The 24,953-nt window shown below is 67.4% G+C and carries 26 protein-coding genes and 1 tRNA gene; 21 read left to right on the top strand and 6 right to left on the bottom strand.

Features of this window, described 5'->3' with window-relative positions; genetic code table 11:
- The first annotated feature begins 88 nt into the window (after positions 1-88).
- The 16 genes from ACZY0Y_RS07860 to ACZY0Y_RS07785 all read left to right on the top strand — a co-directional run bounded on the left by ACZY0Y_RS07860 (position 89) and on the right by ACZY0Y_RS07785 (position 12,822).
- Positions 89-964 (top strand): VOC family protein, encoded by an 876-nt coding sequence (locus tag ACZY0Y_RS07860; RefSeq protein WP_463957323.1) that lies wholly within the window; start codon positions 89-91, stop codon positions 962-964.
- A 421-nt stretch (positions 965-1,385) separates the two neighbouring features.
- Positions 1,386-1,823: a hypothetical protein gene (locus ACZY0Y_RS07855; protein ID WP_463883423.1), complete on the top strand. Its 438-nt coding sequence runs from the start codon at positions 1,386-1,388 to the stop codon at positions 1,821-1,823.
- A 206-nt stretch (positions 1,824-2,029) separates the two neighbouring features.
- On the top strand, positions 2,030-2,452 hold the full coding sequence (gene rpsP, locus ACZY0Y_RS07850; protein ID WP_024366590.1) for a 30S ribosomal protein S16: 423 nt from the start codon (positions 2,030-2,032) through the stop codon (positions 2,450-2,452).
- Position 2,453: 1 nt separating this feature from the next.
- Positions 2,454-2,696: an RNA-binding protein gene (locus ACZY0Y_RS07845; RefSeq protein ID WP_056426755.1), complete on the top strand. Its 243-nt coding sequence runs from the start codon at positions 2,454-2,456 to the stop codon at positions 2,694-2,696.
- A 113-nt stretch (positions 2,697-2,809) separates the two neighbouring features.
- Positions 2,810-3,400 (top strand): ribosome maturation factor RimM, encoded by a 591-nt coding sequence (gene rimM, locus ACZY0Y_RS07840; protein WP_463957322.1) that lies wholly within the window; start codon positions 2,810-2,812, stop codon positions 3,398-3,400.
- On the top strand, positions 3,401-4,225 hold the full coding sequence (gene trmD / locus ACZY0Y_RS07835; protein ID WP_463957321.1) for a tRNA (guanosine(37)-N1)-methyltransferase TrmD: 825 nt from the start codon (positions 3,401-3,403) through the stop codon (positions 4,223-4,225). It abuts the gene before it with no gap.
- A 230-nt stretch (positions 4,226-4,455) separates the two neighbouring features.
- The gene (gene rplS, locus ACZY0Y_RS07830; protein WP_024366586.1) at positions 4,456-4,815 is read left to right on the top strand and encodes a 50S ribosomal protein L19; all 360 of its coding nucleotides are present in this window, start codon (positions 4,456-4,458) and stop codon (positions 4,813-4,815) included.
- 112 nt (positions 4,816-4,927) lie between these two features.
- Positions 4,928-5,608 carry a signal peptidase I gene (gene lepB / locus ACZY0Y_RS07825; RefSeq protein WP_463883419.1) on the top strand — a complete coding sequence of 227 codons (681 nt, stop codon included), beginning with the start codon at positions 4,928-4,930 and terminating at the stop codon, positions 5,606-5,608.
- Complete coding sequence (gene lepB, locus ACZY0Y_RS07820; protein WP_463957320.1) at positions 5,609-6,583, top strand: signal peptidase I; 975 nt, start codon at positions 5,609-5,611, stop codon at positions 6,581-6,583.
- A gap of 11 nt (positions 6,584-6,594) precedes the next feature.
- Positions 6,595-7,266: a ribonuclease HII gene (gene rnhB / locus ACZY0Y_RS07815; RefSeq protein ID WP_463957319.1), complete on the top strand. Its 672-nt coding sequence runs from the start codon at positions 6,595-6,597 to the stop codon at positions 7,264-7,266.
- A 99-nt stretch (positions 7,267-7,365) separates the two neighbouring features.
- Complete coding sequence (locus tag ACZY0Y_RS07810) at positions 7,366-7,692, top strand: DUF2469 domain-containing protein (RefSeq protein ID WP_024368249.1); 327 nt, start codon at positions 7,366-7,368, stop codon at positions 7,690-7,692.
- A gap of 129 nt (positions 7,693-7,821) precedes the next feature.
- Positions 7,822-8,178, top strand: a complete 357-nt coding sequence (locus ACZY0Y_RS07805) for a YraN family protein (RefSeq protein ID WP_463883416.1) — start codon at positions 7,822-7,824, stop codon at positions 8,176-8,178.
- Complete coding sequence (locus ACZY0Y_RS07800) at positions 8,179-9,726, top strand: YifB family Mg chelatase-like AAA ATPase (protein WP_463957318.1); 1,548 nt, start codon at positions 8,179-8,181, stop codon at positions 9,724-9,726.
- A 73-nt stretch (positions 9,727-9,799) separates the two neighbouring features.
- On the top strand, positions 9,800-10,990 hold the full coding sequence (gene dprA / locus ACZY0Y_RS07795; RefSeq protein ID WP_463957317.1) for a DNA-processing protein DprA: 1,191 nt from the start codon (positions 9,800-9,802) through the stop codon (positions 10,988-10,990).
- A 100-nt stretch (positions 10,991-11,090) separates the two neighbouring features.
- On the top strand, positions 11,091-12,017 hold the full coding sequence (locus tag ACZY0Y_RS07790) for a tyrosine recombinase XerC (protein WP_463883412.1): 927 nt from the start codon (positions 11,091-11,093) through the stop codon (positions 12,015-12,017).
- Between the two features lie 301 nt (positions 12,018-12,318).
- On the top strand, positions 12,319-12,822 hold the full coding sequence (locus ACZY0Y_RS07785) for a DUF3145 domain-containing protein (protein WP_024368243.1): 504 nt from the start codon (positions 12,319-12,321) through the stop codon (positions 12,820-12,822).
- Between the two features lie 117 nt (positions 12,823-12,939).
- Here ACZY0Y_RS07785 and fabF read toward each other — a convergent pair whose 3' ends face one another.
- The 6 genes from fabF to aceE all read right to left on the bottom strand — a co-directional run bounded on the left by fabF (position 12,940) and on the right by aceE (position 20,958).
- Positions 12,940-14,175 carry a beta-ketoacyl-ACP synthase II gene (gene fabF, locus ACZY0Y_RS07780; RefSeq protein WP_463883410.1) on the bottom strand — a complete coding sequence of 412 codons (1,236 nt, stop codon included), beginning with the start codon at positions 14,173-14,175 and terminating at the stop codon, positions 12,940-12,942.
- 155 nt (positions 14,176-14,330) lie between these two features.
- A complete protein-coding gene (locus ACZY0Y_RS07775; protein WP_011692310.1) occupies positions 14,331-14,576 on the bottom strand; it encodes an acyl carrier protein in 246 nt (81 codons plus the stop codon).
- Between the two features lie 126 nt (positions 14,577-14,702).
- Positions 14,703-15,764 carry a beta-ketoacyl-ACP synthase III gene (locus tag ACZY0Y_RS07770; RefSeq protein WP_463883408.1) on the bottom strand — a complete coding sequence of 354 codons (1,062 nt, stop codon included), beginning with the start codon at positions 15,762-15,764 and terminating at the stop codon, positions 14,703-14,705.
- Positions 15,761-16,690, bottom strand: a complete 930-nt coding sequence (locus ACZY0Y_RS07765; RefSeq protein WP_463883406.1) for an ACP S-malonyltransferase — start codon at positions 16,688-16,690, stop codon at positions 15,761-15,763. The genes ACZY0Y_RS07770 and ACZY0Y_RS07765 overlap by 4 nt, the downstream gene beginning before the upstream one ends.
- Positions 16,691-16,777: 87 nt before the next feature.
- Entirely contained in the window at positions 16,778-18,022 is a 1,245-nt protein-coding gene (locus ACZY0Y_RS07760; RefSeq protein ID WP_463957316.1) for a PucR family transcriptional regulator, read from the bottom strand.
- Positions 18,023-18,177: 155 nt separating this feature from the next.
- Positions 18,178-20,958: a pyruvate dehydrogenase (acetyl-transferring), homodimeric type gene (gene aceE, locus ACZY0Y_RS07755; protein ID WP_463957315.1), complete on the bottom strand. Its 2,781-nt coding sequence runs from the start codon at positions 20,956-20,958 to the stop codon at positions 18,178-18,180.
- A 397-nt stretch (positions 20,959-21,355) separates the two neighbouring features.
- Between aceE and ACZY0Y_RS07750 the strand changes: the two genes are divergently transcribed.
- The 5 genes from ACZY0Y_RS07750 to ACZY0Y_RS07730 all read left to right on the top strand — a co-directional run.
- On the top strand, positions 21,356-21,775 hold the full coding sequence (locus ACZY0Y_RS07750; RefSeq protein ID WP_224046791.1) for a DUF3052 domain-containing protein: 420 nt from the start codon (positions 21,356-21,358) through the stop codon (positions 21,773-21,775).
- Positions 21,772-22,290 (top strand): peroxiredoxin, encoded by a 519-nt coding sequence (locus ACZY0Y_RS07745; RefSeq protein ID WP_463957314.1) that lies wholly within the window; start codon positions 21,772-21,774, stop codon positions 22,288-22,290. The genes ACZY0Y_RS07750 and ACZY0Y_RS07745 overlap by 4 nt, the downstream gene beginning before the upstream one ends.
- A 31-nt stretch (positions 22,291-22,321) precedes the next feature.
- On the top strand, positions 22,322-23,215 hold the full coding sequence (locus tag ACZY0Y_RS07740; protein ID WP_463883401.1) for an NAD-dependent protein deacetylase: 894 nt from the start codon (positions 22,322-22,324) through the stop codon (positions 23,213-23,215).
- Between the two features lie 91 nt (positions 23,216-23,306).
- Positions 23,307-23,382 (top strand) — tRNA-Val (locus ACZY0Y_RS07735).
- A gap of 529 nt (positions 23,383-23,911) precedes the next feature.
- Positions 23,912-24,953: DUF222 domain-containing protein (locus tag ACZY0Y_RS07730; RefSeq protein ID WP_463957313.1), on the top strand; the 1,042-nt coding region annotated here is incomplete at its 3' end.

Raw genomic sequence — 24,953 nt, 5'->3', positions numbered from 1 at the left:
CCACCGGGAATAAATTGAAGCTTCAAGTAATTTAACACTATGTAGGGTCATCGAAGGTCGGTGGCCGTTGAAGCACCGGAGTGATCACATGACCGCAGAAGCCAGCACCCAGGACCTACTTCCCGCCGAACTCACCATGGGCACCGTGATGCTCAAGGTCGGGGACATGTTGCTCATGACCGACTATTACCAGCGCGCCCTGGGCCTCGACATTGTGGCCGAGCAGGACGGCGGCCTCTACCTTGGACGCCGGCAGAAGCCGCTGGTCCACCTCGCGCCTGCGCCCGGACTGAGCGTTCCGTCCCGCGGCGAGGCCGGTCTCTTCCACACGGCCCTGCTGTTCGAGGACCAGCCGGCCCTCGCCGCCACCGTCGCCAGCGCGGCACAGTTCGAGCCGCAGTCCTTTGCGGGCAGCGCCGACCACCTCGTCAGCGAGGCCTTCTACTTCACCGACCCCGAGGGCAACGGCATCGAGCTCTACTGGGACCGGCCCCGCGATGCCTGGTCCTGGGAGGGCAACAACGTGGTCATGGACAGCCTGGCCCTGCCGCCTCAGCGTTACCTCGAGCAGTTCCTGACCGAGGAATCGGTGAGCGGACAGCGCGAGGCCCTGGCCGGCGTCGGGCACGTCCACCTGCAGGTTGGTGACGTCCAGTCCGCCCAAGACTTCTACGTCGGTACCCTCGGGTTTGAAAAGACGGCGGGCTGGCACGGGCAGGCTTTGTTCGTCTCGGCCGGCGGCTACCACCACCACATGGCCATGAACGTCTGGAACAGCCGGGGTGCCGGACCCCGCCGGGACACCCTGGGACTCGGCGAGGTGCTGATCGAAGTACCGGACGGAGACGACGTCGGAGCCCTCGCCGACCGCCTCAAGACCGCAGGGGTCCAGTCCCACCACACCGGAGCCGAACTTCGCTTTGAGGATCCGTGGCGCAACCGGATCCGCGTCGCCGTTCGCTGAGCCCACGCCTTCCCGGCGCCGCCGCCGGCCCTGCTGGACACCGTCGGCCCGGCCCCCGGGACATGTCCAGCGCTGACGGCAGCGAATGGGCAAAGTGGCCACGTGTCCCTTCGTGCAGCTCAGGGGAGGGCATGTCCACTGGGCCGGGCAAGTTCCCTGGCAGGAGCGCGGGCATGTCCACTGGGCCGGGCAAGTGAGGCGCGGCGCGACCGCGTGAGCGGAGGGCATGTCCACTTTTCCCGGGCAGGGCCGCGGGGCATGTCCACCGGTCGCGGCCTGCAGGGGACATAGTGGCTTTATGTCCACGGGGCACGGCCAGGGGAGGGCATGTCCAGTCCGGGCGGGCAGGGCTGAACCGGCTAGGCTGAAGCGACGCCGAAAACAGCGGCCCAGCGCCGCCAGACATCTAAGGACGAGCTCCATGGGATTCACCGAAGTCTTTGTCTCCACCCACGATGAAGCCCTCAAACGTGCTGCCGCCCTCGACGGCGGTGCTCCCGCGGCCCCCGCGGCCGTCCGGATTGCGGATATCACCGACTTCGAAATCGAGCGCCTGGGCGACCTGGCCGGCACTGCCGTCCACGCAGCCGGCGCGGACTACGGACTGGCCATGGTCGATGTTGCCAGCGACTCCCTGCTCGGGGTCCCGCCGGCGATGGTGCGCGCCCTCGCGGAGTTGCTCAGCTACGAGACCGAGGGCGAAGGCGACGTCCTGGAAGACGTCGCCGAAGGTTGGGCCGCCGAGGAGGACATGCCCTTCGGTGCGGAGCAGGCCGTCCGCTATGTCCGCCGGCTCGCCGAACTCGCCGCCGCCGTCGATCCGGCCAGCCAGTCCGGACTCTATGTCTGGACAGCGTGACGCGCCGTCAGGCCGCCGAACGGACCGCTTACGGGTGTCAAGTCGAAATCCCCGCGCTGATCTGGCACAATGAACAGGTACTTGATCTGCGTGGCCCCTCTCTCCGCGTCCGGATCTTGTCCTTTTAGAACCCCCTAGTACGGCCCGCCCCACGGGTGCAGAACGCCGGGCTCGACCCCGTTTCAGAAACAGGAGTGACCACAAAAGTGGCCGTAAAGATTCGCCTTAAGCGCTTTGGCAAGATGCGCGCACCGTACTACCGCATCGTCGTCATGGACGCACGCTCCAAGCGTGACGGCCGTGCCATCGAAGAAATCGGCAAGTACCACCCGACCGAAGAGCCCTCGTACATCGAGGTCGACACGGACCGTGCCCAGTACTGGCTTGGCGTCGGCGCACAGCCGTCCGAGCAGGTCGCCGCGATCCTCAAGATCACCGGTGACTGGCAGAAGTTCAAGGGTCTCCCGGGCCAGGAGGGCACCTTGAAGACCAAGGCTCCCAAGGCTGCCTTTGTTACCCCGGAAAAGGGTTCCGTGATCATCCCGGAAGCCATCACCAAGAAGGCCAAGAAGGACGATGCAGCCGAGGCTCCCGCCGACGCCGAAGCAGAGACCACCGAGGCTGAGTAAATTGCTGGCAGAAGCGCTCGAACACCTCGTCCGCGGGATCGTTGACAGTCCTGAGGATGTCAAGGTCAGTGCCAAGAACAACCGCCGCGGGGACACCCTCGAAGTGCGCGTTCATCAGGACGACCTCGGACGGGTGATCGGCCGCCAGGGCCGCACCGCACGCGCTTTGCGCACTGTGGTGGCAGCACTGGCGGATGGCGAGCCGGTCAGGGTCGACGTCGTCGACACCGACCGCCGCCGGTAACGCTTTCAGCAACACTTGTCTTGAGTCCGGCCCCTTCACCAGATAATGGTGGAGGGGCCGGACTGTTTTCCCCCGTAAATCCACACAATCACCAACCCCGAACAGAGGAACAGATGCAGCTTCAGGTGGCACGAATCGGCAAGCCCCACGGCATCCGCGGCGAAGTGACCGTCCAGGTGCTCACCGACGCGCCCGGCGACCGCTTCGTCCCGGGGGTCCAGTTCGTGGTGGAACCGGCCACCGCCGGTCCGCTGACCATCGTCAGCGCCCGCTGGAACAAGGACATCCTGCTGCTCGCCTTCGAGGAGATCGAGACCCGCAACGAGGCGGAGACCCTCCGCGGTGCCAAGCTCTTCATCGAAACCGAAGAACTCGACGACGATGACGACGACGAAGGCTGGTACGAGCACGAACTCGAAGGCCTGGATGTCCGCGTCGGTGACCAGGTGGTCGGCAAGGTTTCCGGCCTCCACACCCTTCCGGTCCAGGACCTGCTGGTGGTCACCGCGACCGACGGCAAGGAAGTCCTGATCCCCTTCGTGGAGCAGATCGTCCCCGAGGTCAACGTCGGGGAAGGCTATGTGCTGGTCACCCCGCCGCCGGGACTCTTTGAGGTCAATGCCGAGGACGAGTCCAAGGCCGGGGACAAGCCGGCGTCCGCCGGTGCCGCCTCCGAAGTTGCAACCGCCGGAGACAACGCCTAAATGAGGATCGACGTCGTCACCATCTTCCCCGAGTACCTGGCACCGCTGGAACTGTCGCTGATCGGCAAGGCGCGCCAGGACGGGCTGCTGGAGCTCAACGTCCACGACCTCCGGGATTTCACCACGGACCGCCACAGGACCGTGGATGACACCCCGTACGGCGGCGGCGCCGGCATGGTCATGAAGCCCGAGCCCTGGGCCCAGGCTCTGGCGTCCGTTGCGGCAGACCGTCCGGGCGGTTCCGGCCCGGAGCGGGCAGCCACGCCGGTCCTGATCGTCCCGTCCCCGGCGGGGGAGCGGTTCACCCAGGCCGCGGCCCACGAGCTCGCCGGGGAAGACCGGCTGGTGTTCGCCTGCGGGCGGTACGAAGGCATCGATGAGCGCGTGATGGAATGGGCGGCCGACCACTTCACGGTGCGGCCGATGAGCCTCGGCGACTACGTGCTCAACGGCGGCGAAGTGGCAGTGCTGGCGATGGTGGAGGCCATCGGCCGCCTGCTGCCCGGCGTTGTTGGCAACCCTGAATCCCTCGTGGAGGAATCGCACTCGGACGGCCTGCTGGAGTACCCCGTCTACACCAAGCCCTCGAGCTGGCGGGACCGCGAGGTCCCCGCGGTGCTGCTCAGCGGCAACCACGGCAAGATCGCCCAGTGGCGCCGGCACGAGCAGTACCGGCGCACCGCCGAACGGCGCCCGGACCTCCTCGCCGGGTTCGACGCCGGCAAGCTGCCCCGCGCGGACCGGACCGCTTTTGCGGACCTGGGGTACGCCGTCGTCGACGGCCGCCTGGAACGCCGCCCCGACGCCGGCGGTAATTCCGCCTGACCGGATTGGCTGGATGGCCCCGGGTGTGGCAAAATTAGTCCTTGTGCCTGCTGGGTTGCGAACCTGCCACAGGGGGAGCGTAATCAACAGCGCGGCACCCCGGTCCCCGTCAAGTCCTGACGGAGCCGGATTGACAATTTTTCGGCGGGAATTTCCGGACGCACGCGCGCCCGGGTTTGGCCGTCGTGACCCAACGTGAAGGACCTGTGGCGTTCACCAGGAGTGAATCAATGCACATTCTCGATTCCGTAGATGCAGCCTCGCTGCGCACCGATATTCCGGTCTTCCGCGCGGGTGACACCCTCAAGGTTCACGTGAACATCATCGAAGGCAAGAACTCCCGTGTCCAGGTGTTCCAGGGCTTCGTCCTTGGCCGCCACGGCGACGGGCTGCGCGAAACCTTCAGCATCCGCAAGGTCTCCTTCGGCGTTGGCGTGGAGCGTAAGTTCCCGGTGCACTCCCCGATCATCGAGAAGATCGAGCTCGTCTCAAAGGGTGACGTGCGCCGCGCCAAGCTTTACTACATGCGCAACCTGCGTGGCAAGGCCGCCAAGATCAAGGAAAAGCGCGACTTCCAGACCGCAAAGTAAGACTTTTCCGTCTAACACCGCAGCCTTCCACCGCGGGTCCAGGACCGTGTCCGGCCAGCGCCGGAGCATCCGCAACAGCGCTGTTCACATCAAGCGTTAGAGGATACGGATCATGGAACACACAAAACGCCAGCCCAGGAAACTCGGCTGGCGTTTTGTGTTCCTGGCCGTGGTGCTGGCCGTCCTCATCAGCGGCCTGGTCCGCTCACTGTGGCTCGACGTCTACTACATCCCCTCCGGCTCGATGGAGCCGCTCTTCCGTGAAGGTGACAGGATCCTCGTGTCACGGACGGACTTCCGCGCCGATCCTATGGGCCGTGGCGACATCGTCGTCTTCGACGGCCGCGGATCCTTCGCCCCGCTGAACAGCGGCAACGGCCCCGCGCTGGACTTTCTGGGCGGCGTCGGGCACTGGATCGGACTCTCCGGCGGTGACAACACCTACATCAAACGCGTCATCGGCCTCCCCGGCGACCACGTGGTCTGCTGCGATGCCGGCGGCCACCTCACAGTCAATGGCCAGCAAGTTGCGGAACCCTACCTTTATGCGGGTGACGCCCCGAGCGAGCTGAAATTCAGTGTGATCGTTCCGCCCGGCCGGCTGTGGCTGATGGGCGACCACCGCTCCCTGTCCGCGGATTCCCGCAGTCTTCTGGGCGCCCCCGGCGGAGGCATGGTCCCGCAGGAGCGGGTGATCGGCAGGCCGGTACAGATCATCTGGCCGCTTGATAGATTTACAGCAGTAGCAAGGCCCTCCGGGGCCGCCACAACGACAGCGAAGAACGGACAGTAGATGCCCGAGACCGGACCCCGGAATCCCGATCCGCAGGGGCAGGACCAGCCCGGGGTTACCTCCTCGGCGATCCCCGCCACGAAGCATGCCGCGGAGGCTGGATTCCGCTCGGATCCCGGGCCCCTGGCCGGCGCCGGCTCTCCGGCCGCCCACGCCTATCCGACCTCGCAGCTGCCGCAGGCCCCGCCCCGGGATGCGCCGGCTGCAGCGACCCCGCCCCGGGACGCGCCGGCTCCAGGCGGGCCGGCCCATGCCGGAGGCACCTCCAAGCGTGCGCGCCGGGCCAGGGCCCAGGAAGGCCACAGCCCGCTGTTCCTGTGGGTGAAGGAAGTGGCCACCGTGGTGCTCGTCGCCATTGTGCTGTCGTTCCTGATCAAGACCTTCCTGTTCCGGGCCTTCTACATTCCGTCCGAATCCATGGTCAACACCCTGGACGTGAACGACCGCATCTTCGTGAACCTCCTGGTCCCGGAGCCGTTCGCCCTGGAGCGCGGCGACGTCGTTGTGTTCCGGGACACCCAGGGCTGGCTGGTGCCTGCGGCGCAGAAGGCAGCCGGCCCCTTCACCTGGGTCCAGGACGGACTGACGTTCATTGGGCTGTTGCCGGACAACTCGGAGCAGCACCTCGTCAAGCGCGTCGTCGGGCTGCCGGGTGACCGTGTGGCCTGCTGCGACGCCGGCGGCCGGCTCATGGTCAACGGCACCCCGCTGGACGAGACCTACATCAACCCCGCCGAAGTGCCCCAGGTCCGCGAATTCGACGTTGTGGTCCCCGAAGGCAAGGTCTGGGTCATGGGCGACAACCGGAACCACTCCGCCGACTCCCGCGCCCACACGGACAGCAACGGCGGCTTCGTCAACATCGCCGACATTGAAGGCCGGGCCGCCGTCATTGCCTGGCCGCTGAACCGCATCGGCGCCCTGGATAACTATCCCGACGTCTTCCGCGGCGTGCCCGCCCCGGCCGGAAAGTAGCAGCTGAAGCCATGTCCGACGCGCCCACCCTCGACTACGAGCGCCGCTTTCGAAGCTCCGGCGCCCGGCTTGTCGCCGGCGTCGACGAGGTGGGCCGCGGCGCCCTCGCCGGGCCCGTCAGCGTGGGGATCGCGGTCGTGGACCTGCACCAGCTGACGCTGCTCGCCGACGTGCGGGACAGCAAGCTGCTCAAGGTGGCGGACCGTGAACGCCTGGTCCCGCTGGTCCGGAGCTGGAGTGTGGCCTCCGCCGTCGGCCATGCATCGGCGAAGGAAATCGACGCCCTCGGCATCGTCGCCGCGCTCCGGCTCGCCGGCACGCGCGCCTGGCTCGCAGTCCTTGCCACAGGGGTGACCCCGGACGTCGTACTGCTGGACGGCAGCCACAACTGGCTCTCGCCGGAGACCCAGCCGTCCCTCTTCGACGCCGGCCCGGCGGAACCGGGTTGCGACGCGCCCGTGCACACGCTGATCAAAGCCGACATGCAGTGCCTGAGCGTTGCCGCAGCGTCCATCCTGGCCAAGGTGGAACGCGACGGCATCATGCGTGAACTGCACAACGAATACCCGGCCTTCGGCTGGGACGTGAACAAGGGCTACGGCACGGCCATACACAAGGACGCCCTCCGCGCTGCCGGGACCACGCCGTACCACCGCGTGAGCTGGCAGCTCCTCGCGGACTGAGGTCCGGACCGTCCCGGCACGAACGGCAAACGGGCTGCCGGTGCTGCTGCGCGACGGGCCGTGGCTCGCGGGCCCCGCCGGATGGTGCAAGATGGAACCATGAGTGCCGAGGACCTTGAAAACTATGAAACCGACATGGAGCTGCAGCTCTACCGCGAATACCGGGACGTTGTCGGGCTGTTCAGCTATGTGGTCGAGACCGAACGGCGTTTCTATCTGGCCAACCACGTTGACCTGCAGGCCCGCAGCGCCGACGGCGAGGTCTACTTCGACCTGACGCTGCAGGATGCCTGGGTCTGGGACGTCTACCGCTCCGCCCGCTTCGTCAAGAGCGTCCGGGTGATCACGTTCAAGGACGTCAACGTCGAGGAACTCCCGCGCAACGAGGAACTCGCGCTGCCCAAGGTCGGCGACCTGGGGAACTGACCGGATTTTCCGGTGACTAGCAGGGGAGCGCCGGGCCACTCCTCCTCCACACCACCGTCCTGGCGTTGGCTATCCACATAGCGCCCTGACACTCTGGGCTGTCCTCCCGCGGCGCCGCACGCTGGTTACATGAGAGCAAAGGACGTGCTGGGCCGGCGCGGGGAGGAACTCGCGGCCGGATACCTCGAAGCCCAGGGCATGCGGATAGTGGACCGCAACTGGCGGTGTTCCGAGGGCGAAATCGACATTGTCGCCCTCGACGGCGACACCCTGGTCATCGCCGAAGTGAAAACGCGCAGTTCCCTCGCGTACGGGCATCCGTTCGAAGCTGTCGGCCTGGACAAGCTGGCTCGGCTGCACCGCCTGGCCTCTGCCTGGTGCCGCGACCATGACCTCCGGATGACCCTGCGCCGGGTGGACGTCGTTTCCGTGCTCGACGACGGCATTGCGGACCCCCGCGTGGAACACCTTAAGGGGGTGGGGTAGGTGGCGCTCGGCCGGACCTACTCGGTGGCCCTCGTGGGGCTGAACGGCTACATCGTTGAGGTGGAGGCCGACATCGGCCAGACCCTCCCGGCGTTTATCATCCTTGGGCTGCCCGACGCTTCGCTCAATGAGGCCAAGGAACGGATCCGCTCGGCGGCCCAGAACTCCGGCATTCCGCTGAGCCGCCGGAAGATCACGGCCAACCTCATTCCGGCGTCGTTGCCCAAACGCGGCTCAGGCTTCGACCTGGCAATCGCCATGGCAGCCCTGCTGGCCTCCAATGATGTCCGGTCGACCGGCCGGACTGTGTTTATCGCCGAACTCGGACTGGACGGCAGGCTGCGGCCTGTCCGCGGGGTCCTTCCCGCCGTCATGGCTGCGGTACGGGCAGGCTACGCCGACATTGTCGTGGCGCAGGCAAACGCCGCCGAAGCCCAACTCGTGCCCGGCGCCCGGGTGCAGGGCTACGCCACCCTGGCCCGCCTGGCCTTCGACTTCGGCGCTGATCTGCAGGAGCTGGCTCTGGACTTCGAGCCCGCGCCCGAGCCCGGCGGACCCGACGCCGGAACCGACGCGGTTTCCTTCATCCCACCGGACATGTGCGACGTCTCCGGGCAAGGGGACGCCCGGAGAGCGCTGGAAGTCGCGGCCGCCGGCGCGCACCATCTGTTGCTGACCGGCCCGCCGGGCGCGGGAAAAACGATGCTGGCCGAACGGCTTCCCGGACTCCTGCCTGACCTGGGCGACGCCGAGGCCATGGAGGTGACGGCCATCCATTCGCTCTGCTCACTGACCTCAGCCTCACTTCAACTCGTGCGCAGGCCCCCGTATGAAAACCCGCATCACACAGCCACGTCCGCTGCCATCATCGGAGGGGGCTCCGGGCTGCCGCGGCCCGGCGCCGCATCACGGGCGCACCGCGGCGTATTGTTCCTTGACGAGGCTCCTGAATACGAGCGCCGGGTCCTTGATGCGCTCCGGCAGCCGCTGGAGAGCGGAGAGCTCGTACTTCACCGGTCGGCGGGAACAGCGGCGTACCCTGCCCGCTTCCAGCTTGTCCTTGCGGCCAACCCGTGCCCCTGCGGCAAGGCCACGGGCAAGGGGGTCGACTGCATCTGCACCCCCACAATGCGCCGGCGGTATCTGGCCCGGATGTCCGGGCCGCTGCTGGACAGGGTCGACATCCAGCTGCAGGTCGAACGGGTTTCGCTGGCCGACTTTGGCCGGCCAGGGGCGGAAGAGGACACCGCAACCATTGCGTCCCGCGTCCGGGCCGCACGGGAGCGCCAGCTCGGGCGGCTGCTGCCGTTCGGGATGGAGACCAACGCCCAGGTGCCGGGGCGCGTGCTGCGGGGTGCACTGCGGCTCGGCGCCCCCACCACCCGGATCCTGGACCATGCCCTGGAGCGTGGGGTGCTGACGGCCCGCGGCTACGACCGCGTGTTGCGTCTCGCCTGGACCCTGGCGGATTTGGCCCTCCGTGACGTCCCGGCAGCAGATGACATCGGATTGGCGCTCAACCTCCGGCAGGCGGCTGTCGCCGCGTAGCAGAAACACCCTACTGTCGCCGCCGCGAAACTGGGGCGCCGCCACCAAAGCCAGCCCGTGAAAGGACAACACCATGACAGAGAGCGAACGGACCGCCCGGGCAGCGTTATCCCGGCTGTTTGAACCGCAGGACGCCGCCGGCCTCGCGCTCGTGCGCATCGCCGGGGCGGAGGACGCGCTGAAGATCGCGACCGGTCAGGTGGCCGCCGGAGCCGACCTGGAACAGGAGATGTTCCGGCTCCTGCAGGAGAACAGCTCGGGCAGCGGCTGGACGGGCCTGGGGACGGCCCGGAAGCGCTGGGCGCCGAGGGTCCCGGATCTGGCACCGGATCGGGACCTCGCCACGATGCAGCGGCTCGGCGGACGCCTGATCATCCCCTCCGACGAGTTGTGGCCCCGCCAACTGGCGGACCTCGGACTGCAGGAACCGATCTGTCTCTGGTGGCGCGGCAACGAGCAGGAGCTGCCTCCGCCCGGCAGGTCCATTGCCCTGGTGGGTTCCAGGGACAGCACCTCCTACGGCGCGTCCGTAACGGCCGACCTCGCGTATTCACTGACGCAGCGCGGATTCACGATCATTTCCGGCGGCGCCTACGGGATCGACGCCCACGCCCATCGTGCCGCCCTCGCCGGCGGATCCGGCGGCAGTATGCCCACCATCGCCGTCATGGCAGGGGGAGTGGACCGCTTCTATCCCTCCGGCAACGAGGACCTGCTGCGGACCGTCGCGAACCAGGGGGCGGTCCTGGCAGAGGTCCCGCCGGGCTCTGCGCCGACGCGGTACAGGTTCCTGCAGCGCAACCGGCTGATCGCCGCGCTGGCGTCCGTCACGGTCGTGGTGGAAGCCCGGTGGAGATCCGGCGCGCTGAACACGGCGCACCATGCGGAAACGCTCGGCAGGGCCGTTGGCGCCGTGCCGGGGTCAGTGCACAGCGCCAACTCTGCAGGGTGTCACCGGTTGCTCCGGGAAGGCGGCGCGGTCTGCGTCACCGATGCGGGGGAGATCGCGGAGCTCGCATCGCCCAGCGGCGAATCGTTGCCCGAGGTCAAGGCCGGCCGGCAGGCTGTCCAGGATGGACTGACGCTGGAGGACCTTATCCTGCTGGACGCCCTGCCGCTGCGGACCACAAGTTCGGTCGAAAAGCTCACCGCCGTTGCGGGCCTCAGCGCGGAGTCGGTCCGTGCTGGCCTGGGCCGGCTCGGGCTGCTGGGCCTGGCCGAGTCGCACCGCGGCGGCTGGAAGCGGTCGGGAAAGGAAAGCTGAACGGCGCCCGGCGTGCCAGGGGGCGGCACCGTCGGGCACCGGACCGGCGGCTCGCCGTCGGGCTCCTTGATCGCCGGGCGATTCCTGCGAGAGTAAGGGGGTGTCCACACAGCAGATCCCGGCCGCACTGGCCACCGCCGCCCAGCGTTTCGGCCGCTACCTGGAAGCGGAACGCGGGCGTTCAGCCCATACGGTGCGCGCCTACCTTTCCGACGTCGGCAGCCTCCTTGACTACGCAGCCTCCGAAGGAGTGGAGGACCTCGCGGGCCTGGAGCTTGGCACCCTGCGGCGCTGGCTCGGCTCGCAGAGCGAAGCGGGGATGTCCCGTGCCACCCTGGCCCGCCGCTCCGCCACGGCCCGGGCATTCACCGCCTGGGCCGTCCGCGAGGAACTGATCGAAGCCGACCCCGCACTCCGCTTGAAAGCGCCGAAACGGGAAAAGTCCCTGCCCGGAGTGCTGCACCAGCAGCAGGTCCTTCGGCTCGTCGCCGGCGTGGAATCCGCGGCCGCCGAGGGCGGACCCCTGCCATTGCGGAACCGTGCCATCGTAGAGCTCCTGTACGCCACCGGCATCCGGGTCGGCGAGCTGGCGGGCCTCGACGTGGACGACCTCGATCCTGACCGCAGGACCCTTCGCGTGCTCGGCAAGGGCAACAAGGAACGCACCGTGCCGTACGGGCTGCCCGCAGCACTCGCCGTCGACGACTGGCTCCGCCGGGGCCGGCCCGCCCTCGCCACGGATACCTCCGGGCCCGCCCTCTTCCTCGGTGCCCGCGGCAAACGGGTCGACCAGCGGCAGGTCCGCAGCGTCGTCCACGATCTGCTGGAAGCCCTGGGGGACACCGCCGCCACGGGCCCGCACGCCCTCCGGCACTCCGCCGCCACGCACCTGCTCGACGGCGGGGCCGACCTCAGGGCGGTGCAGGAAATCCTGGGACACAGCAGCCTCGCCACCACGCAGATCTACACCCATGTCTCCGTCGAGAGGCTCCGGCAGAGCTACCAGCAGGCCCACCCGCGGGCCTGACCCCAGCGCTTCAGGCCGGCCCGGTCGAGCGAAGGGGACACAGACGGCACGCCGTGCGGCGCGCCGGAGAAGACGCGCCGAATCGCACTGGCGTAATTAGGTGGGGTACGGCAGAATAAGACTCACGCCCGGCAACTTTCAAGTGTTGCTTGAAGCTCTTGAGCATCAAGTCCCATCGAGGAACCGGGCAGTAACTTAATAGTCTGGCAAGGACCACCCGCATCACTACGGACCCGAGCAACAGACAGACATCCAGGCAGAGGTCGTTGGGGAAGACGTACCTACAGCTATGGAGGATGGAATGTCTGTTGCACTGACCCGCGGTGTGTTGTTCGTTCACTCGGCCCCAACTGCCCTGTGCCCCCACGTTGAGTGGGCCATAGGTTCAGTTGTGGACAAGCGGACGGACCTTGAGTGGACTGCTCAGCCAGCAGCGCCCGGAATGTTCCGGGCTGAGCTGTCGTGGACCGGAAACCCGGGCACGGGGGCCCAATTGGCGTCCGCGCTTCGAGGTTGGGCGCACCTTCGCTACGAAGTCACGGAAGAGCCCAGCCAGGGCGTCGATGGCGGCCGCTGGTCGCACACTCCGGAGCTTGGCATCTTCCACGCCGCCACGGACGTGCACGGCAACATCATGGTCTCCGAGGACCGCATCCGATACGCGTACGAATCCGGCGCCGGCGACCCCTCCGCGGTTTACCATGAGCTTTCCCTGGCCCTCGGCGAAGCCTGGGACGAAGAACTCGAGCCCTTCCGGCATGCCGCCGAAGGCGCCCCGGTGCGCTGGCTCCACCAGGTCGGCTAAGGCCTGCAAGCCAGCCGCAACACACCCCCATAGCTGCGCCGGGAACACAGATGGCGGCAATGTTCACGAAGAACATTGCCGCCATCTGTGTTCCCGGCGTGCTGCGGGCAGCCCGGGCTAGATGCTCCGCACTGCGATCACGGCATTATGGCCGCCGAAGCCGAAGGAGTTGCTCAGCGCCGAGATGCTGCCGGAGGGCAGATCGCGGGCCGTCGTGACGATGTCGAGCGGGATTTCCGGGTCCTGGTTCTCCAGGTTGATGGTCACCGGCGCCTTGCGCTCGTAGATGGCCATGACGGTCAGCACGGCTTCCACGGCACCGGAGGCGCCCAGCAGGTGCCCCATCTGCGACTTGGTGGCCGAGACGGCGACGTCGTCCACGTGCTTGCCCAGCGCGGCCTTGAGGGCGGCGTACTCGGGCTTGTCGCCGACCGGGGTGGACGTGGCGTGCGCGTTGACGTGCACCACGTCCTCGGGCTGGATGCGGCCGTCGAACATGGCGGCCTTCAGCGCGCGGGTGGCTCCGAGACCCTGTGGGTCCGGGGCGGTGATGTGATAGGCGTCGGCGGTGACCGACGTGCCGGCCAGCTCCGCGTAGATCCGGGCACCGCGGGCCAGGGCGTGTTCCTCGGCTTCAAGGACCAGGGCGCCGGCGCCTTCGCCCATCACAAAACCGTCGCGGTCACGGTCGTAGGGCCGTGAGGCGTGCTCGGGATCGTCGTTGCGGCGCGAGAGTGCCTGCATGGAGGCGAAGGCGGCGATCGGCATCGGGTGGATGGCGGCTTCGGCGCCACCGCAGACGACGACGTCGGCCTTGCCGGAGCGGATCAGGTCCAGGCCCATGTGCACGGCTTCGGTGCCGGACGCGCAGGCGGAGACAGGGGTGTGGGCACCGGCGCGGGCGCCAAGGTCGAGGCTGACCGCCGCGGCCGGGCCATTGGGCATCAGCATGGGAACGGTCATGGGCAGGACGCGGCGGGGGCCCTTTTCGCGCAGGGTGTCCCAGGCATCCAGGAGGGTCCAGACGCCGCCGATGCCGGTGGCGAAGGCCACGGCCAGGCGGTCGTGGTCGATTTCGGTGATGCCGGCGTCGGCCCAAGCCTCGCGGGAGGCCACAACGGCGAACTGCGTGGACGGGTCCATGCGCTTGGCTTCGACCCGGCTCAGGACCTCAGTGGCGGGGGTGGACGCGCGGGCGGCAAAGTGGACGGGCAGCTCGTACTTGGCCACCCAGTCGTCCTCAAGCGTGTGCGCGCCGGAGACGCCCTTCAGCGCGTTCTTCCACATCGTGGGGACATCGCCGCCGATGGGTGTGGTGGCACCCAGACCGGTAATGACTACTTTGCGTGCCATGGGATCACTCTCTGTCGGTGCGCCTGCCGTGTCCGGGACTTGGGAATGCTTTGCCGGGGCCTGCGTTTGAAAAACTGTGGGGTGCTGCTGGGGTGGTGCTGCAAATGGCGCGGTCCGGGGGTGCAGGTGCGCCCCCGGACCGGCCGGGGCCGTAATTAGGCCTGTGCGTTCGCGATGAAGCTGACGGCGTCGCCGACGGTCTTGAGGTTCTTGACCTCTTCGTCCGGGATGCGCACGCCGAACTTCTCTTCAGCGTTGACGACGATCGTCATCATCGAGATGGAGTCGATGTCGAGGTCCTCGGTGAAGGACTTGTCCAGTTCGACTGCCTCGGTGGCCAGGCCTGTCTCTTCGTTGACGATTTCAGCCAGGCCGGCCAGGATCTCTTCGTTGCTAGCCATGATGGCTCCTTTTCTTGTTATTGCCGTGGGCTGCCGGTGTGCCGGCAGCCTGGGCGGAAATGACTCAAACCGAGGGTTCGGTTTGCTCTGGGATATGAAGACGGGAAAAGTTGGGAGGAAGGACGCCTACGGAAGCACGATCACTTGGGCACCGAAAACCAGTCCGGCACCGAATCCGATCTGCAGTGCAAGCCCGCCGCTGAGCTGCGGGTTTTCCTGTAACAGGCGGTGGGTGGCCAGGGGGATGGACGCTGCGGAGGTGTTGCCGGCGTCGGCGATGTCACGGGCGATGATGACGTTCTCCGGCAGCTTCAGCTTTTTGGCCATCTCGTCGATGATCCGCATGTTCGCCTGGTGCGGGATGAAGGCCGCGAGATCGTCGGCGCTGATGCCGGCAGCATCCAGCGCCTGCTGGGCCACCTTGGCCATCTCCCAGACTGCCCAGCGGAAGACCGTCTGGCCGTCCTGGCGGAGTGTCGGCCAGAGCGCCGCGTCGGTGACGGCGGCTTCCTCGGCGCTCAGCGCACCGCCCTGCTTGCCCGCCGTGGCGAGCTCACGGAGGTCCAGCATGGAGCCGGTCATGCCGATCGCGTCCCACTTGCTGCCGTCCGAGCCCCACACCGACGGACCGATGCCCGGGGTGTCGGAGGGGCCGATCACGACGGCGCCCGCGCCGTCGCCGAGCAGGAAGGAGATGGTGCGCTCGGTGTTGTCGATGACGTCCGAGAGCTTTTCCGCGCCGACGACGAGGACATAGTTGGCCGCGCCGGAGCGGACCAGCGCGTCGGCCTGGGCGATGCCGTAGCAGTACCCGGCGCAGGCGGCGGAGATGTCAAAGGCCGGGGCCGGCGTCGCGCCGAGGCGGTCGGCGAGGCTGGCGGCCGCGGACGGCGTCGCGTACGGGTGCGTCACAGTGGAGACAATGACGGCGCCGAGCTGGGAGGCTTCGATGCCGGCCTTCTGCAGGGCATCGCGGGCCGCGCCCTCGGCCATGTCGATGACGCTGACGTCAGCGGGGGCACGGTGCCGGGTGATGATGCCGGTGCGCTGGCGGATCCACTCGTCGGAGGAATCGATCCACTGGCAGACGTCATCGTTGGTGACGATCACGCTGGGCCGGTATGCGCCGACTCCCATGACTCGGGTGTTCTCGTGCAGGGGGGCCTGCTTCAACGTGGGCACGCTCATGCCTGTCCTTCCAGTTCTGCGAATAGGGCCAGGGCGGCGGACAAGTCGTCCGGGGTCTTGACGGTCACGGTCTTGACGCCCGGCATGCCGCGCTTCGCGAGTCCGGCGAGGGTTCCGGCCGGAGCCAGTTCAATCACGCCGGTCACGCCGCGCTTCACGAGCGTTTCCATGCAAAGGTCCCAGCGGACCGGGCGGGATACCTGGGCGATCAGGCTTTCGACGGCGGCGGCACCATCGGTGACTTCCGCGCCGTCGAAGTTGGAGAGCAGGGGGACCTGCGGGTTCCGCGGGTGCAGCGAGGGCCGGAGGGCCCGGAGCGCCGCGACGGCGGGGGACATGTGCGAGGTGTGGAATGCCCCGGCGACCTTGAGCGGGATGACGCGGGCCTTGGCCGGCGGGTTCCCCGCGAGGGCCTTGAGCTGGTCCAGGGTTCCGGCCGCGACGGTCTGGCCGGCGCCGTTGACGTTGGCTGCCGTGGCGCCGCAGGCCTCGATCGCGGCCAGGACCTCGGCCGGGTCGCCGCCCACAACGGCGCTCATGCCGGTGGGCGTGGCTGCGGCGGCGGCTGCCATGCCGTTGGCGCGTTCGCGGACGAACGTCATGGCTTCGGTTTCGGTGAGCACGCCGGCCAGGGCGGACGCTGTGATCTCCCCGACGGAGTGGCCGGCAAGGATGACCGGCAGGGTGCCCAGTTCGACGTCGAACAGCGACTGTGCGGCCACCAGTCCGGCGGCGACGATCAGCGGCTGCGCAACAGCAGTATCCTTGATGGTCTCTTCATCGGAGGTGGTGCCGTGAGCGGTGAGGTCGACCCCTGCGATTTCGCTGAGGGCGGCCAGATGGCCTGCGACGGGCGGCAGTTCCAGCCAAGGGGCCAAAAAACCGGGGGTCTGGGAGCCCTGTCCAGGGCAGACGATTGCAAGCACGTATCCAGCTTTCCAAACTACGGCGTGATTATCGGTGCATTCATGCACCAAGCTCACAGGGTCACTTTGTAGGAAGTCTACAACTGCTCAGGTGTTGTTACGCGACGGTTGCCGTTCCGCGGCGGGCTTCGGCGGGGCCGCCAGACGGCCAACGACAAGGGCCGTCTGGAGTACAAAAGCCTCCCGGGGCAACAGCGGGTCCCAGCCCGTGACGTCGCAGACGCGCTTGAGCCGGTAGCGCACGGTGTTGGCATGGACGAAGAGTTCACGGGCCGTGGCCTCGAGCGAATGGCCCAGTTCCAGGTACGTCCCGAGGGTCTCCACCAGGCCGTTGGATGCCGCGAGCAGGGGCCGGTAGATGTTCTTGACGAGGGAGCGCCGGGCGGCGTCGTCGCCGGAGATCACCCGTTCCGGCAGGAGGTCATCGGCGGCGACCGGGCGGGGCGCGGCGGGCCAAGCGCGGGCAGCGGTCAGCCCGGCGAAGGCTGACTGGGCCGAGCTGCTGGCCTCCAGCAGGGAGCCCGCTTCGGCGCCGTAGACCACCGGACCGGGGGCGAAGAGTTCGGCGAGTTTCAGGTACGCGGTCTCCCGGTCGTGGACCCCGCCGAGGATGAGGATGAGCCGGTCGCCCTGGATTCCGACGAGGGCGTCTTCGGCAAAACGCCCGGCCGTGCGGCGCAGTTCGCTGACGTAGCTGGCATTCGGTTCGGACGGGGTATTGCCCACCATGACGGTGAAGCGCTCCTGCGCCTTCCAGCCCAGGGCAGCAATCCGGGACCGCAGGGCATCGGTGTTTTCGCCGCGCAGGATGGCGTCCACAATGAGCGCTTCCAGCCGGGTGTCCCACGATCCGCGGGTTTCGGCAGCGCGGGCGTAGACATCGGCCGCCGCGAACGCCACCTCGCGGGAGTACCGCAGTACCGCCTCGCGCAGCGCGCCCTGGTCCGCCTCCGGGGCGATCACGGGCACCTGGTCCTCGACCACTTCCACCACGATCCGGATCAGCTGGAGAGCCTTTTGCAGGCTGATGGAGCGGGTGAGTTCGGTGGGCGCGGTGCCGAAAACGTCCGACAGGATCCACGACGGCGAGCTGGGCCGCTCGTACCACGTGACGAAGGCGGCGATGCCGTTCTGGGCCACCATGCCCAGGGCCGAGCGTTCGTCGGAGTTCAGCCGGCTGTACCACGGCAGGGACTTCTCCAGCTGGCGGAGCGTCGTCGTGGAGAGCTGGCCCACGCTTGCCCGCAGCTTCTTGAGCGTCTCGACCTTCTCCGGAGGCACCGCCCTCGAAGCGGGCTTGCGTTTTGCGGGAGTGGTGATCGGCTCGGCCATCCATCGAGCATACGGGGACTGCGGCCCAAGCTCCATTTGTGCAAAGGCTACAACGCGCCTTGTGCTGGATCACAGTGCCAGATCACAGGGCCTTAACGACGACGGCGGCCCCCGCCTTCCGGTGGGGACCGCCGTCGTACGGTGCTGGACTGACCCTAGGAGTCGCCGCCCGCGTTGCCGGTGGTGCCGGCGTTGACGTTATGCAGGCGGTACTTCTCGATGGCCTGGGCCGGAGCCTGGGCATCCACCTCGCCACGGCGGGCCAGCATCTGCAGGGAACGGACAACCACGGAGTGGATGTCGTTCTTGAAGAAGCGGCGCGCTGCGGCGCGGGTGTCGGAGAATCCGAAGCCGTCTGCCCCGAGCGAGGCGAACTCGTTCGGGATGAACTGCCGGATCTGGTCCGGCACGGCCTTCATGTAGTCGGTGACCGCCACAATCGGACCGGTGGCGCCGGCGAGCTGTTCGGTGACGAACGGGACGCGGGCGGGCTGGCCGGGGTTGAGGAAGGCTTCTTCCTCGGCGGCCATGGCGTCGCGGCGCAGCTCGCTCCAGGACGTCACGGACCACACATCGGCCGAGACGCCCCAGTCCTCGGCGAGGACCCGCTGGGCCTCGAGGGCCCAGGGAACAGACACGCCGGAGGCAAGGATCTGCGTGCGCGGGCCGTCGATCTTGGCCGGTGCCAGCAGGTAGATGCCCTTGATGATGCCCTCGACGTCCATTTCCGCCGGCGCTGCAGGCTGGGAGATCGGCTCGTTGTAGACGGTGATGTAGTACATCACGTTCCGCGACGGGTCGTTGTCCGCCAGGCCCGGACCATACATACGGTTGAGGCCGTCGCGCATGATCACGCCGATCTCGTAGCCGTATGCCGGGTCGTAGGTGACGACGGCCGGGTTGGTCGCGGCCAGGATGGGAGAGTGTCCGTCGGCGTGCTGCAGGCCTTCACCGGTGAGGGTGGTGCGGCCGGCGGTGGCGCCGATGATGAACCCGCGGGTCATCTGGTCCGCGGCGGCCCAGAACGAATCGCCGGTGCGCTGGAAACCGAACATCGAGTAGAACACGTAGATCGGGATCAGCGGCTCGCCGTGCGTGGCGTAGGACGTGCCCGCGGCGGTGAAGGCCGCCACCGAGCCGGCCTCGTTGATGCCGGCGTGCACGATCTGGCCGGAGATGGACTCCTTGTACGCCAGGACGAGCTCGCGGTCCACGGACAGGTAGTTCTGGCCGTTGGGGTTGTAGATCTTGGCCGTCGGGAAGAACGCGTCCATGCCGAACGTGCGGGCCTCGTCCGGGATGATCGGAACGATCCGCTGGCCGAACTCCTTGTCCCGCATGAGGTCCTTGAGCAGGCGGACGAAGGCCATGGTGGTGGCTGCCAGCTGCTTGCCGGAGCCGCGGTTGGCGACTTCGTAGACCTTGTCCTCCGGGAGGGTGACCTCACTGTGCTTGGAGCGGCGTTCGGGGACGAATCCGCCGAGGGAACGGCGGCGTTCCATGAGGTACTGGATCTCGGGGGAGTCCATGCCGGGGTGGTAGTACGGGGGGCGGTAGAGGTCCGCTTCGAGCTGGTCGTCCGTGATGGGAATGCGCAGGTGGTCGCGGAAGGCTTTCAGGTCCGCGAGGGTGAGCTTCTTCATCTGGTGGGTCGCGTTGCGGCCCTCGAAGTGGGTGCCCAGGCCGTAGCCCTTGACGGTGTGGGCGAGGATGACCGTGGGCTTGCCCTTGAACTCGGTCGCGGCTTTGTATGCGGCGTAGACCTTGTTGTAGTCGTGGCCGCCGCGCTTGAGGTTCCAGATCTGGTCGTCGGTGAGGTCCTGGACCATTTCCTTGGTCTGTGGGGTCTGCCCGAAGAAGTGCTCGCGGACGAACGCGCCGGACTCGGCCTTGTAGGTCTGGTAGTCGCCGTCGACGGTTTCGTTCATGATCTTGACGAGTGAGCCGCCCTCGTCCTTGGCCAGCAGGTCATCCCACTCCCGGCCCCAGACGACCTTGATGACGTTCCAGCCCGCGCCGCGGAAGAACGCCTCAAGTTCCTGCATGATCTTGCCATTGCCGCGGACGGGTCCGTCAAGGCGCTGGAGGTTGCAGTTGATCACGAAGTTGAGGTTGTCCAGCTTGTCGTTTGCGGCGAGCTGGAGCAGGCCGCGGGACTCGGGCTCGTCCATTTCGCCGTCGCCCAGGAACGCCCAGACCTGCTGGTCGGACGTGTCCTTGATGCCGCGGTTGTGCAGGTAGCGGTTGGACTGTGCCTGGTAGATCGCGTTCATCGGCCCGATGCCCATCGAGACCGTGGGGAATTCCCAGAACTCCGGCATCAGCCGCGGGTGCGGGTAGGAGGACAGTGCGTGGCCCTCCTTGGACTTTTCCTGCCGGAACCCGTCCAGGTCCTCCTCGGAGAGCCGGCCTTCCATGAAGGCCCGGGCGTACATGCCGGGGGAGGCGTGGCCCTGGAAGAAGACCTGGTCGCCGCCGCCGGGGTGGTCCTTGCCGCGGAAGAAGTGGTTGAAACCGACCTCGTAGAGCGTTGCGGCACCGGCGTAGGTGGAGATGTGTCCGCCGACGCCGATATCGGCCCGCTGCGCCCGGTGCACCATGACCGCGGCGTTCCAGCGCAGCCACGCCCGGTACTTGCGCTCAATCTCCTCGTCGCCGGGGAATGGTGCTTCCTGGTCCACCGGGATCGTGTTGACGTAGTCCGTGGTGGTGACCATCGGAACACCCACGCTCTGCGCGCCGGCCCGCTGAAGCAGGCTGCGCATTATGTACTGGGCACGCTCAGTGCCCTGTTCCTGAATCAGCGTATCCAGGGACTCCAGCCACTCGGCGGTCTCTTCCGGATCACGATCAGGCAGCTGGTTAGTCAACCCGCTGAGGATATGGGAGGTCTCTTCTCCTGCAGCCACGTCCAACCTCTCTTTGAGCGCATTCATCGGCGCCCTCAGCTCCGGCAGGGTAACTGCCTGGCGTGAACGCGACGTGTGCGACATATCGGTTACAACTGCCCGGTCATGTGCGCCGGGCAAGGTCCAATCACAACTATGCCCGCCTTCGTCAGCGGGGCGTCCGCCCTCGCAGGCGTAGTCGTCATCAGCCACTCTAGCTGTGACGGCTCGGGGATGCGTAGCTCCCGCCTGGGGTCCGGGTTGTATTTGACCGGCATACTGGTTGTGTGACGACGTGCCGCCTGGCGGCGCCCGAAACCCCGTGTGTGACGCAGAATATGGCGGATCGCGGGGCCAACAGCTTGAAGCGCAGGCGCAAAGGGTGTTGGCTTGGAGTAATGGAAATCACTAGAGCTATTGAAAACACCAAGCATAGGAGCAACACGTGAGCGAGGCCGACGCCGCCACTTCGGTAAATGTGGCGGAAAAACTGGGTTTCAAAACCGGGGACCTGATTCAGGAATTCGGTTATGACGATGATGTCGACTTCGATTTGCGCGACGACATCGAAGATCTCACCGGCTCGGAACTCTTCGATGAGGACGATCACGAAGTCGTCGATGCCGTGATTCTTTGGTGGCGGTCCGACGACGGCGACCTCGTGGACACTCTGGTCGGCTCGCGGACCACCCTGACCGAGGGCGGCGTCGTCTGGGTGCTGACCCCGAAGTCCGGCCGCGTGGGCTACGTTTCGCCGGCCGACATCCAGGATGCCGCCCCCACCGCCGGCCTGCACTACACCACCTCCGCGGGCGTCTCCAAGGACTGGAGCGCCACCCGTCTGGTCACACGGAAGAACAAGTGACCCAAACCGGAGCGGTTGGCACCATAGCGGAACAGGGACGTGAAGCTCGGGGTGTACCCGCCGTCGGCGAGGCAGCCCCTGACTTCGAGCTGCTGAACCAGTTCGGCGAACCCGTGAGGCTCGCGGAACTTCGCGGCCGCAACGTCGTCCTCGTGTTCTTCCCGTTCGCTTTCTCCGGCATCTGCACGGGGGAGCTGTGCGAAATCCGGGACAACCTGGCGCTGTTCGAGGACGCCGATACCACCGTCCTGGGGATTTCCGTGGACAGCAAGTTCGCCCAGCGGGCCTACGCGGAGAAGGAAGGTTACGCCTTCGACCTGCTGGCGGATTTCTGGCCGCATGGGGCCGTGGCAGGGCGGTACGGCGTTTTTGACCCCGACAGCGGGATGGCCAAGCGCGGCACCTTCATCATCGACGCGAGCGGAATCGTGCGCTATGTGGTGGTGAATCCCCGCGGCCAGGCCCGGGATTTCGCCGACTACCGCGCCGCCCTGGCGGGACTCGTCGGGAACTGACGCAGTGCGGACGCGGCGGCCCGGGATCGGCATGACTGGATTTGCCAGCCTGCCCCCGGTCCCCGCCGCCGTACCGGCCCGTGACGAGCTTGAGGTCCTGCAGGAAATCCACCGCCTCCTCGCGGGCGAGCGCTTCGCGCTGCTGACCGGTGCCGGGCTGAGTACGGATTCCGGCATCCCCGATTACCGCGGACCGGGCGCCGCACCGCGTGCCCCCATGACCTACCAGGAATTCATCGGCGAAGCGGACAACCGGCGCCGCTACTGGGCCCGCAACCACATCGGCTGGTCCCATCTGCGCCGGGCCGACCCCAATGACGGCCACGCCGCCGTCGCCCGGATGGAACACCGCGGTCTGCTCACGGGACTCATCACCCAGAACGTGGACCGGCTCCATGAGGACGCCGGCAGCGTCAACGTGGTGGACCTGCACGGCCGGTTCGACCAGGTGGTCTGCCTTGCCTGCCACCGGCGTTACAGCCGAACAATGCTGGCGGGAGTGCTGACGGAACTCAACCCCGGCTTCCTGGAGCGGGCACAGGCCGCCGGGGCGGTCGAAATGGCCCCGGACGCCGACGCCACAGTCGAGGACGCCGATCTGATCGAGAGTTTTGTCGTGGCCCACTGCCCGGCCTGCGGCGGCACACTCAAACCCGACTTCGTCTACTTCGGCGAGAACGTCCCCAAGGACCGGGTCGAACGCTCCTATGCCATGGTGGACGAGGCCGCTGCCCTCCTGGTCGCCGGCTCCTCGCTGACGGTAATGAGCGGGCTGCGGTTTGCCCGGCACGCTGCCAAGCACGGAAAGCCCGTTGTCATCATCAACCGGGGCCAGACCCGCGGGGATGACCTCGCCACCATCAAGCTCGACGCCGGTGTCAGCGAAGCGCTCACCTGGCTCGCTGCCGAACTCCCGCCGCTTTGAGAGGCGACAGGTCCGATTGGCGCTCCGCCGGGTTCATCCGGTACAGTGACTGTTCGTTGGTTGAAGCGTGGAAGCGCGGAATCAGCGGTTTGGGTCTTTAGCTCAGCTGGTAGAGCGCCACGTTTACACCGTGGATGTCATCGGTTCGATCCCGGTAGGACCCACCAGCAAAACCCCGTCAGTGCAGGCCCAAAGGCAGCATGGCGGGGTTTTTTGTTTTCTCGGAACGGGATGGTCAGACAACCGGGGAACACGCTTATAGGACAAAACGTGGGTCAATCCCCGGCGTGCCGGTCGCGTCCTGCCTGGACCCTAAGCAAGCGGACTCGGGCGCGCCCCTGGTTTCGCCCGTCATGGGCGGTCCTGGGGCACTTTGACACGGACACGCCGCAAACACCGGACCTTAAGGGCCGGAATCGTGTTCAAAGGCGCCCCGGACGGCGAATGGCGCCGTCCGGAGTTCACCCAGGCACCGGCACCGGCTGGGCCGCAACGGTCTGCCCGTTTCGGCCCAGCGTCCGGCCGCACACCAGGCATTCCAGAGATAAACAAGCACCCCAGCCACCCTAAGCTTTCAAAGCCTAGCTACCCCGGATCTCCCCCCGCCGCCACTGGGAAGCAGGCACATTCCATACACACGGTTTGTCCTAATAGACCTCGCTTAGAAGTGTCAGACCCCCAAAGTAGTGTGGGTTTATGGAAACCGTCAGGGATTTCATTGCTTTTCAGGACACAGACCGGGGCGTTGCTCCGGCCCGGCGGTCCGGTCTGGATGATGCCCTGGCCACGCTCCGGGAGGTGGCTTTGACGGCGGCCGGGGATGCGGCGTTGCGGGGCTTCCAGGAGGCGTCGGAGTTCGCCGGCACCGTGGAGGAGTTCTCGCGGATCGCGGAGTATCTGCAGCTCGTCGCGGCCGGCGCCGTGGACCGGACCCGGAAGCAGGCCGCGGCCGCCGGCCCGAAGGCGGGCACGTCGTGGTCCACGGGTTGGCGGGAGACCCCCGGCGGCACTGACGACCCGGCCGCCGCGGATGAGCCTGCTGATGCTGGTGCTGTTGATGACGGGTACCGGAACACTACGGAGTTCCTGCGGGCGCGGCTGCGGATCGGCTCCGCGGAGGCCCGGCGCCGGTTGTCCCTCGCCGACAGTCTGCTGCCCCGCCGGGGATTCACCGGAGAAGACTTGCCTGCCGTGCACGGGGAGCTGGGGGCCGCCGTCGCTTCCGGCGCGGTCGGGTCCCGGCCCGCGACCATCATCAGCCTCGCCCTGGACCGTGTCCGGCACGTCTGCGACGCCGAGACCGCCGCCCGGATGGAACACGCCCTGACCCGCACGGCCGCGGAGAACGACCCGGACTTCCTGGCCCGGGTGGCCCGGAGCTGGGCAGACGCGATCGACCAGGACGGGGCCGAGCCCTCCGAAGAACTCCTGCGCCAGCTCCAGGGCGCGTTCCTCCGCAAGCCCCGGCACGGACTCCAGCACCTGGAGATCTTCGCGACCGCCGAACAGTTCGAACATCTCCTCACCGTGATGAACACCGCCACCAACCCCCGCACGCAGGCCCCGGAGCCCGGGGTGGACGCTGCCGCCAGCCCTGATTCCGCAGCGGACGGTTCCGCGGCGGGCATGGACGTCCCGCTGGACCTGCGCTCCCGGCCGCAGAAACTCCTCGACGGCCTCGTCGGTGCCTGCAAAGTTGCCCTCGCCGCCGGGACCCTGCCCGTTACGGGAGGGCTGC

The sequence above is a fragment of the Pseudarthrobacter kochi genome (assembly GCF_055412805.1).
The sequence above is the reverse complement of the archived record's forward strand: the minus strand, read 5'-3'. Positions and strand labels throughout refer to the sequence as shown.